The organism is Dysgonomonas sp. PF1-14, from assembly GCF_029892965.1.
Classification (GTDB): Bacteria; Bacteroidota; Bacteroidia; order Bacteroidales; family Dysgonomonadaceae; genus Dysgonomonas.
This window is the reverse complement of the sequence record NZ_JARXWN010000012.1, coordinates 136,933-145,964: the sequence shown is the minus strand read 5'-3', so window position 1 is coordinate 145,964 and position 9,032 is coordinate 136,933. Positions and strand designations below refer to the sequence as shown.

10 protein-coding genes and 1 pseudogene are annotated in these 9,032 nt (G+C 38.4%); 6 read left to right on the top strand and 5 right to left on the bottom strand.

The annotated features are described in order from the left end of the window. Window positions 1-460 precede the first annotated feature (460 nt). From M2448_RS14675 to M2448_RS14650, 6 genes and pseudogenes are all read left to right on the top strand, one after another. Entirely contained in the window at window positions 461-784 is a 324-nt protein-coding gene (locus tag M2448_RS14675) for a hypothetical protein (protein WP_280646997.1), read from the top strand. Window positions 785-1,345: 561 nt separating this feature from the next. Continuing rightward, window positions 1,346-1,615 (top strand): annotated as a pseudogene (locus M2448_RS14670) (DUF3408 domain-containing protein); the annotation flags it as partial. A gap of 145 nt (window positions 1,616-1,760) precedes the next feature. Then, window positions 1,761-1,931: a helix-turn-helix domain-containing protein gene (locus M2448_RS14665; RefSeq protein ID WP_280646999.1), complete on the top strand. Its 171-nt coding sequence runs from the start codon at window positions 1,761-1,763 to the stop codon at window positions 1,929-1,931. Beyond that, on the top strand, window positions 1,924-2,223 hold the full coding sequence (locus tag M2448_RS14660; protein WP_280646996.1) for a helix-turn-helix domain-containing protein: 300 nt from the start codon (window positions 1,924-1,926) through the stop codon (window positions 2,221-2,223). The genes M2448_RS14665 and M2448_RS14660 overlap by 8 nt, the downstream gene beginning before the upstream one ends. A gap of 323 nt (window positions 2,224-2,546) precedes the next feature. After that, the gene (locus tag M2448_RS14655) at window positions 2,547-2,873 is read left to right on the top strand and encodes a hypothetical protein (RefSeq protein ID WP_280646995.1); all 327 of its coding nucleotides are present in this window, start codon (window positions 2,547-2,549) and stop codon (window positions 2,871-2,873) included. 8 nt (window positions 2,874-2,881) lie between these two features. Beyond that, the gene (locus tag M2448_RS14650; protein ID WP_280646994.1) at window positions 2,882-3,538 is read left to right on the top strand and encodes a nucleotidyl transferase AbiEii/AbiGii toxin family protein; all 657 of its coding nucleotides are present in this window, start codon (window positions 2,882-2,884) and stop codon (window positions 3,536-3,538) included. Window positions 3,539-3,624: 86 nt separating this feature from the next. Here M2448_RS14650 and M2448_RS14645 read toward each other — a convergent pair whose 3' ends face one another. The 5 genes from M2448_RS14645 to M2448_RS14625 all read right to left on the bottom strand — a co-directional run bounded on the left by M2448_RS14645 (window position 3,625) and on the right by M2448_RS14625 (window position 8,953). Then, window positions 3,625-4,974: a site-specific integrase gene (locus tag M2448_RS14645; protein WP_280646993.1), complete on the bottom strand. Its 1,350-nt coding sequence runs from the start codon at window positions 4,972-4,974 to the stop codon at window positions 3,625-3,627. A 243-nt stretch (window positions 4,975-5,217) separates the two neighbouring features. Further along, a complete protein-coding gene (locus M2448_RS14640) occupies window positions 5,218-6,237 on the bottom strand; it encodes a site-specific integrase (RefSeq protein WP_280646992.1) in 1,020 nt (339 codons plus the stop codon). A gap of 654 nt (window positions 6,238-6,891) precedes the next feature. Beyond that, window positions 6,892-8,178: a type II toxin-antitoxin system HipA family toxin gene (locus M2448_RS14635; protein ID WP_163305155.1), complete on the bottom strand. Its 1,287-nt coding sequence runs from the start codon at window positions 8,176-8,178 to the stop codon at window positions 6,892-6,894. Beyond that, a complete protein-coding gene (locus M2448_RS14630; RefSeq protein WP_163305157.1) occupies window positions 8,172-8,528 on the bottom strand; it encodes a helix-turn-helix domain-containing protein in 357 nt (118 codons plus the stop codon). The genes M2448_RS14635 and M2448_RS14630 overlap by 7 nt, the downstream gene beginning before the upstream one ends. Before the next feature lie 251 nt (window positions 8,529-8,779). After that, window positions 8,780-8,953 carry a HipA domain-containing protein gene (locus M2448_RS14625; protein ID WP_280646991.1) on the bottom strand — a complete coding sequence of 58 codons (174 nt, stop codon included), beginning with the start codon at window positions 8,951-8,953 and terminating at the stop codon, window positions 8,780-8,782. Window positions 8,954-9,032 lie beyond the last annotated feature (79 nt).

Below are 9,032 nucleotides of genomic sequence, written 5' to 3'. Positions count from 1 at the left end.
TGCGCAGCGACTTTTGGGTTACCCGAAAGATTACCTTGCTCCTTTGACGACGAGAAAAAAAGAAAGAGGCGGCAGCTTCTTTGTTTTTTGATAGGACGGCAATGTTTACACACCGGGGTGTGCATAATACCGGAAAATGGGAATCAAGCAATACGATCAGTGTATTGCTCTTTGCTCTTCAAGGGTAGGCAGAGCAGTTTGTTATAGCAATACCTGAAAAGTTTCCCACTCTGATAATTTCGGATAATGTTTTCATCTTACATGGTATTTATGTGTATCCGACAGTGGATACAGCTGCAAATATAGGCAGCATTTTAGTATATTGTTGATAAACAAAGCTATGCGGGTATCTTTGCTGTGGCTTGCTTCCGATTGCTATCTATATAGGCAAATAAGGCTGTATTTGTTACTTGCGCTTGTAATATTACAAATATTACTGTGGAATAATTATCTTTATGCTATGGATGAACCAAACGGATATACCATGTATGCTGATATTCCCGAATCTCTTCGGAATGTACAGCAAAGCTTGGACGGTTTTGTGGCTATAAACTACGAAACAGCTTTAGGTATGCTAACCGGCAGAAATGTTGCTCCTGAAGAGATTATTCATTACAGAGGAAAGATATTTGATATTATCCGCAATAATCCGCCTCTGGAAAGTGTACCTAAATACTACGAAGACGGCCGGGAAGACTATCTTTGGTACAGTGATTTTTATGATGATATTTCTAAGGATACCTACCATACGCAGCAAGCGGGAGTTTGTTCAGGGACTCGTTGATATAGACGAACTAATCGAGCTGATAGAGGAAAACCGGGAAGAATAGTTAAAAAAGCATAAGTAGCCAGTTTTGTATGTATCACTAATAAATATTACCTCTATTTTTCAGAATCACATTACTATCTGTATATCAATATGTTGATAAGTAAATTTCCAAACCCTTATTAACTGACTTCCCAACTTTCTACGCCTTCCTCAAAATATACATGTTGATAATCAATACTATATAACTCGAGCCTGTTAGCTGATGCTGTTATGTTAACAGGGCAGGTATCGGAGAGCAGGTAACTTTGCTCCTGATTCCGGAACGGGAGTATATAACCTTGTAGGCTTCTTATCCTCCGGAAGATGTATGAGTATGGGCAAAGCCAACCGCATCAGGGATGTTTGAACAGAGGTATTAGTAATTATCAGTAAAAATTATCGTATAAACATTTAAAACAAATTCTTATGAGTGAAAATTTAGAAAAGAGCAAACCGGAAAACGAAAAACCGGATGTATCCGATATTTTTGATGACAGCACATGAACTCCTGCATCCGCAAAGGTAAAATCTTCACGTAAGAAAGATGAGGAAGAATATACCAAGCGGTTCTTGGGCATCAATAAGGTAAAAGACTATACGCCGGTATATATCGATGTACGGATGAAAGAGAAGCTGCAAACCCTTGTTGCCTCGCTCCAACATATCGTACCGGAGATAACACCGACCATCCTGCTGTCCAATATCCTTGCCGACCACCTGTCGGTAAACCGTGAACTGATAACCCGTGCTGCCAATGAAGGCTTGAAACGTTCTTTAGCCAGCACTTTTAACAGTGATAAAGAATAGAAGTTAAACGCTAAACTATAAAATTATGGAAATCGTATGTATGGATGCATCGGCATGGGAATTGCTGAAAAGGCAAGTGAGCAGATTAACATTTGAAGTAAAGGCACTGAGAGAATTGTATTGCCCCAATCCCCGTGACGGCTGACTGGATTCGGCAGATGTCTGCCGGGCCTTGGGTATATCCAAACGAACGCTGCAAACTTGGCGCAACAACGGGAAGACACCTTATGCTATGCTGGGTGGTAAAGTCTATTTCAAAGAATCGGATATCAACGGGCTGCTTCAGGCAGGCATGAAACAAAAGCAGAATGGATAAGTTTATCAATTACGAGTCCGATGAGTTCAAAGAGCTCAGCCGGCAGATAGAACAAGCCCTCTGCGATGTACAGGATGTACGGGATAAATACCGCCCTTCGCTGGCAGACAAACACTATCTGACAGGAGAGCAGGTGATGGAGTATCTCCATATCTCGCCCCGTACGCTTCAAAGCCTGCGTGATAAACGAATGATCTGTTATACCACTATCGGAGGTAAGATACTCTATCCCGAAAATGAATTAGAAGAAGTATTGCATCAAAACTACCGCTCGCCCGAATTACCATTCTAAGGCGGGAATGGAAGGAAACAAAACATTTTTTCTTTTTCATCTGCTAAACATTCTTTTTACAGGAAGAAGGATAAATCAGACAAATCTTTTCCTGAAAGGAAAACCCGTCAGGGCATAGGGTTTGGCGTTTTATTCTCTTCCTGTTATTTTGTGGGCAGATAAATAAGAAACGATTAGTAAAGAATTATATTTTTATTTACACTTTTGCAGGACAAAACAATAGCAATCAAAATTTTATATTTAAGCCGGTCAAACCCGGCAAATTGGATATAAATACTTATTTTTGTTATACCATTGAATATTCATATATATAAGATATACCTATGTGGTCCGATTGGAAAGAACGAATTAAATTAGAACCTAAAGTAAGGCACAGCCTGCTGTGGGAATATGACCTTTCCGGTTTCGACTGGCAATATATGCGGGCATTAGTTGTCGAACGTGTTATTGAAAGAGGCCGGGATGAGGATTATTATGCTATGTTCGCTCTTTATGGAGGCATAGAGGGAGTAAGACAGATTATACAGGATGAAGTATTGAACCTTTCCGATAAAGATATTGCTTTTGTTTGTACTGCTTTTAACTTAAAGAAGGAGGAACTCAAATGTTACATACGCAAACAGTCGAGGCAGGCACTTATGCCCTCTTAAAATCAATAATGAATGACGGTACATTCAATGGATTTGCACTTGCCGGAGGCACGGCTTTATCTCTATTGATCGGACACCGGAAAAGTATCGATCTGGATTTATTTACAACAGGTGAATTTAATCCGGTACAACTGGAACAATATCTTCAGAAAAACTATGCTTTTAAAGGTGATTTTCTGGAAGGCTATAGTCTGAAAGGTGAAGTAAACGGAGTCAAACTGGATTTCATTCGGCATGATTATCCGGATGTGGAGCCAAGAATACAGGAAGACGGCATACGCCTGTATGGACTGAAAGATATTGCCGCCATGAAGTTATCTGCTATTGGCGATAACGGGACCCGGCTGAAAGATTTTATCGATGTGGCTTACCTGTCCGGCTACCTTTCACTGAAAGAGATGCTGACGGCATTCGAAACGAAATACCCGCAGACAAATCCGTACCGGGCACTTAAAGGGCTCAACTATTACGATGATATCCGTTTCTCGGAAAGGATCGATTTGTTGGGAAAAGGCTTCCGTTGGGAAGATATAGCGGCTCGCCTGACAGACATGACCCGGGAGGAAAACAAACGTTTCCCGCATCTGAAAGAAGAAGCTGCAGGTAAAGAAAAGAAGCTACAGCAACCGGTTATACAGCCCAAGAAAAGAGGGCGGAGAATGTAAATTGTACATTGTACAAAATATAATAACGAAACGGATTGACTATAAAAAATCAATCCGTTTTATTTTACCATACCTAAACAGTCTACTTATTTTCGTATCATGTATTTTGAGGGATCAACTGGGTTATTCTCCCTTTTCTTTCTGATAAACATCGCTTTCTGTTTTTTACCGATACGTTTAATATTCCTATAGTCCGATTCATCTCTGTCGGTATCGAGCCGGTAAGTATCGCCGATCTTGTCTGTCAATACTGCCATATCTTGACTGATCTTTTCGTTGGTTATTTTGGCATAGATTTGTGTGGTGGTAATGCAAGAATGCCCGAGCATCTGTGATACGGTTTCTATGGGCACACCTTTTGACAAACAGACGGTTGTGGCAAACGAGTGCCTGGCCATATGCGTAGTAATCCGCTTAGTAATTCCACATAATTTAGCGATGCGTTGCAGGCATCGGTTCATACTATCGCCAAAAGTAGGAACAGGGAATATATAATTATTTTTGGCTACAAGACGATATTGTTCAATCAGTTGTTTTGCTACAGGAAGCAATTTTACATAGAAAGTGGCATTGGTTTTCTTGCGCTTGGCAATTAGCCATAACTCGCCATCGAAAGAAGTTTGAATATCATCGAAGGTTAGTTTCTTTACATCAGAATAAGCAAGCCCGGTAAATGCGCAAAAGACAAAAATATCCCGAATCTGCCGTTGCTTGTATCGGCGAAGTTCCACAGACATAAATCTTTTGAGTTCATCTTCGGTCAGATAGCCTCTGTCACGGGTTTTGGCTTTGAATCGGAATCCGGCAAATGGATTGACCTGCACGTAGCCTTTGCGTTGAGCGATCAGCATAATTTGCTTGAGTTTGGTAACGGCGGTAAGCAAGGTACTTCCTGCCAGCTTGCGTTCTTCTAATAAGTAAGCATAATAATCTTCGATAAACTGAGCTTCTATTTCCTTGATGGGGATATCAGACAAATTGTATCTATCCCTAAGAAACATCTCTACACGCTTGCGGTTAATCAATAGTTGTTCGTAAGAGCCTTCGGTACGGTCTTTACCGACACGCTTGGCATAACTTTCGTAAAACTCATCGGCTATAGAGAAAAAAGTGCGGTAATCATCTCCAAAACCCAGATAAGCGTTCTTGACCTTTTCGGCTGATACAAAATTATCTTTGTCGCAGATATTTTGGTATTGTTTGCCGATCTGTGTTTTAATGTTGTCTAGTTTCTGATTGATTTTTTGGGCTTCGAGGCTTTTGCCTGAGGCTTTGTTTGCCTTGGTGTCCCAAAGTGAGGGTTTGATGTTTAGCTTACAGCTAAACTGGGCGATACTACCATTGACGGTGATTCTCCCCATAACGGGTGCTTTGCCGTCGGGTTTCAGATTGTTCTTTTTCAGGTAGAACAGAACCTTGAATGTACTTCTTGCCATAACTCTGATTTTTAAGTTACAAATTTAGTTTGTTTAGAGTTATCCGGCACTATGCAAAATTATGCAAATCACTGTATAAAAGCAGGTTAAACAACAAATTCGAAATTATGCTCAGGTAACGACTTGGTAACTGAACTCGCCGCCAACTTTGCTTTTTTATGCGTTTATTCCCAAAATATCAAAAAGAACCGCTAATGTAATCCACTGACTACGTTATTGTTACCTTCTTTTGCTTTACCTCTCTTAAATGTCTGCTGTTTCTTTGAGGTACTCATTCATCTTCTGATTAGAGCAAACAGGAAATAATTTGCCATTCTTTTGTTGTCCTCTATACTTCTCTATAATTGCTAATGGGATTTCGAGCAAACGGATATTAGATGGTACACTTGTCTTTTGGCGTTTAGTCATTACCCATTGATGTCCGTCAAAAGCAGTTTTGATATTATCTTCTGTTAGCTGTGCTACATCAATGTAACTAAGTCCGGTATAACACATAAAAATAAAGATGTCTTTAACTTGTCCTAATCTTTCGGTTAAGAACTCTTTTTTGTATATGATATCGAGTTCTTCTTGAGTAAGTATTTCCCGAACGACTTTGGTTGTGCGGAATTTAAAACTACCGAAAGGATTAATCTTTATATCTGCTCCTGTATCTTTGATATAATAGAAAACTGCTCTGAATCGTTGGATAAACTTCAAAGCAGTATTATTACTGCAATTATGGGTATTTCGAAGAAACAGAAAAAACTTCTCTACAAACACAGGTGTTAGTTCAAATACAGGAATATCCGAAAGATTATATTCTGCCTTTAAGAACTCTTGCAGACGAAGTTTGGTTAACTTATAACGATTAGCAGTTATTTGAGAAGTATCTTTGCCGATCTTCAAAACATAGAACTCATTATATTCGTCAAAGTGTTCCAACAGCATCTTTCTTCTATCAGAATCGACTCCGAGTATAATGTTCTTAATCTTTTCGGGCAGAACATAGCCGTACTCGCTCAGTTGCTTATGATATAATTCATTTGCTTTTGCACTGATAGCTTCCAACAAACGATTGGTCTTCATGGAGTCAGCACCCTTGCCAACCGCCTTTCCATTCTTAGTATCCCAAAGTTCAGGTTTGATTTGTAACTTGGAACTGAACTGCACTTGTTCTCCATTTACAGTAATTCTTACCATAATCGAAGAATTACCGGATTTGTTCACTTCATTCTTTCGGAGATAAAACAATACACGAAAGGTTGACTTCATAACATTCATAATAGATCATTTTTTAGTGTTCAAAACTAGAATTAATTGTTAGAAGTCAGGAAGACAAAGAACTGCCAATATTCGACAAATGAGATACTTATAATCTAAATCGTTACGGTTTTTGTCTTTCGTGAAATCCGTAACGATTCCGTAACGAATGACTGTCCGATATCGGCATTTTAATGACTGATTATGTCTAAAAGGGAGAATAAAAAAACTCCCTAAGAATCTATCTTAGAGAGTTTTGTCTTGTTTTGTCAGAAATAAGTCTTTGGTTTTCCGACCTTTAAGTGATCCCGCTGGGTTCACAATCTTTATCTCGTAATCATCGCATAACCAATTATTTACAATAATCTAAAAAATAGATGGTAACGAATTGGTAACGATTTAATTTTATCCTTTTTTATCTATTCTGACTTCATATTGTCCGCTAAACAATACAGGTTCAAATCTACACATAATTAACCGACTATCCAAATCTTTGATTGTGAATATTCTAAGCTTTTGTGTAAAGTGCAAGCTTATCTATATATAGATACTTGCACTATACACAAAGAAATGACTCGTTTCTTAGCTAGATCTTCATTTCTTTATCAGTCAAGTCGAATAAGAGATCTTTCGATGACTAAAAAGAAGGCATCTCACTTTTAAGACTTAAAATTATTATTCCCATTTGAGACGGAGAGTTGCGCCTATGGCCTTTACTTGGTTTTCAGGAATACCAATTTCTGACGCAATTTTACTCCATTGAGAGACAGATGATATAACTTCTTCAATAATTTCCTCTGCTTTTTTAATATTCATTGAACGTGCTACTTCTATTAAATCTGTTTTTGTAAAATTATCACTTTTACCGTTCACTGACATTTGATGGCGGGAGGTAAATTCTCCTGTGGGATTGTAAGAATAAGCCATATCATAAGCCGGAGATAAACTCCATTGCCCTTGTTGATTCATAAGGAAAGAGAAATTCTTAGTATGGTCATCCTGGTTACGAGCTACAATATTAAAAATCATTCTTCTGTATACCTGTTCAGCTGCTGAATATGGAAGGCGTAAGGTGCGCATAGTTTGAAATAGCTGTTCATAAGAATAAACCCCGGGAGTATTAAAATCAAAATGTGTTAAACCGCATAAGGTTTGCATGTGGAGTTTTTCTTTTCCTCCAATCCGGTCAAAACGCCTTGTCATAAAATGCGCCCTGCCGTTTTCTTCCATCAAACGGCAGTCGGTCATCTCTATACCGCAACCAATAGCCATTTTATAGTAGGCATATTCTATTCTCCCATAATGGCTGGGATCTCCCAATTTGTTATTTGTCACGCCATCCAGCTTGATCAGCCAATGGGTAAAACCTTCAGGAGCATTCAACTGGCCGGACCTGACCTCATTTGTTTGTTCATTATATGCAATAACTGCTTTTGCCCTGGCTCCTCCGGCAGATGTTCCTACTTTCATTATCTGTAGAAGTTCGGACTCATTTCCTTCCAGGCGTATATCCAGTTTTTCTTTATTGCTTATGGCAATACGTGCCGCTTCTACCAGTCCCTCCAATTCTATTTTTGTTGAAACATTCGATATTACCTTTTCAGCAGGTTCGAACTCAAGAGCTCCCATACTACGTTTGCCCTGATACAATAACCTCTCTATTGGATTATATGAATCAGGATTGCGTCCCTGTTCGGCAAGCCATCTATTAATAAGAGCATTACCAAAATTATCGGGTAAAGAATCGGCTAGCATTCCGGGCAAGCCTTTAAATGTCTGAGGGTTTAATTCAGGGAAAGAAAAAATATATTGTTCCTGAAGCGGCATCCTTAATGGTGATACTTCAAGCCCTGTTTTTATAAAAGTAGGAGCATATTCAAAACTGGCGTTCTGAGTGCCGGGATTCCATAATACAACTCCAACTAATTTTCCCCATAGTTTTACATTAGCAAATTCTACCATTCTGATTCTTCTTTATTGTTTTTTAGATTGATTGTTCCTGAGGCGCGTTTGCGCATTTTTCCTTTCAGTTTGGCAACCTGTATAGGGCTAACCAATGCCTCTGAAATAAAATGATTAAGTAATTCAAGCTTTTCTAAAGATCTCAATAACTGTACGAAACTCTTCATGGAACCACTTCCTTTATTTTCAAAGTCACTGATTGCACTCCGCGAAAGACCGGACAACTCGCTTAACTGCTTCTGAGTATAATTTTTATTTAGTCTCATCTGCTTAAGCTGCTTTCCCAGATTCACAAGTATATTTTCATCACTGTTTGTATAACTAAATATAATGTCTCCTTTTTCAGTCATAACTTTCAAATTATTTATTTATAAAGCAAATATACGACATTAAATTAATTAATGCAATAATGATGTGTTTTTACGTCATTGATGTATTATATTGTAATTTATGAAGCAGGTTTAAGTCATTATGTGATATTGGCTCATTCCTTTCCCTGATGTGCCAATATCTTTTTCTATGTTGGAAAACTTTGCTAATAATCTAAACTGCATTTTTCATTTTAGCTACTGACTAAAAACGGTTTCGGGCTGTACTCCTTTCATTCGCCGTTTATCAGTTGGAAAGAAAAATTCTTCGCATGGTCGTCGCGGTTTTTATTCATCGCATCAAATATCATTTGTCGAAAGAGAGTATGTAGCTTTTTATGAACAATAGGATGGATTTGGCTGGCAATAAAAAATATTATCAGCCAAATGTATACAAAAACAACCACATTTGGCTGATGATAAACAGAAATACTTTATGAGAATTTACGTATTCCAAATATAAATGTTAAATTCGCGAATAACTGA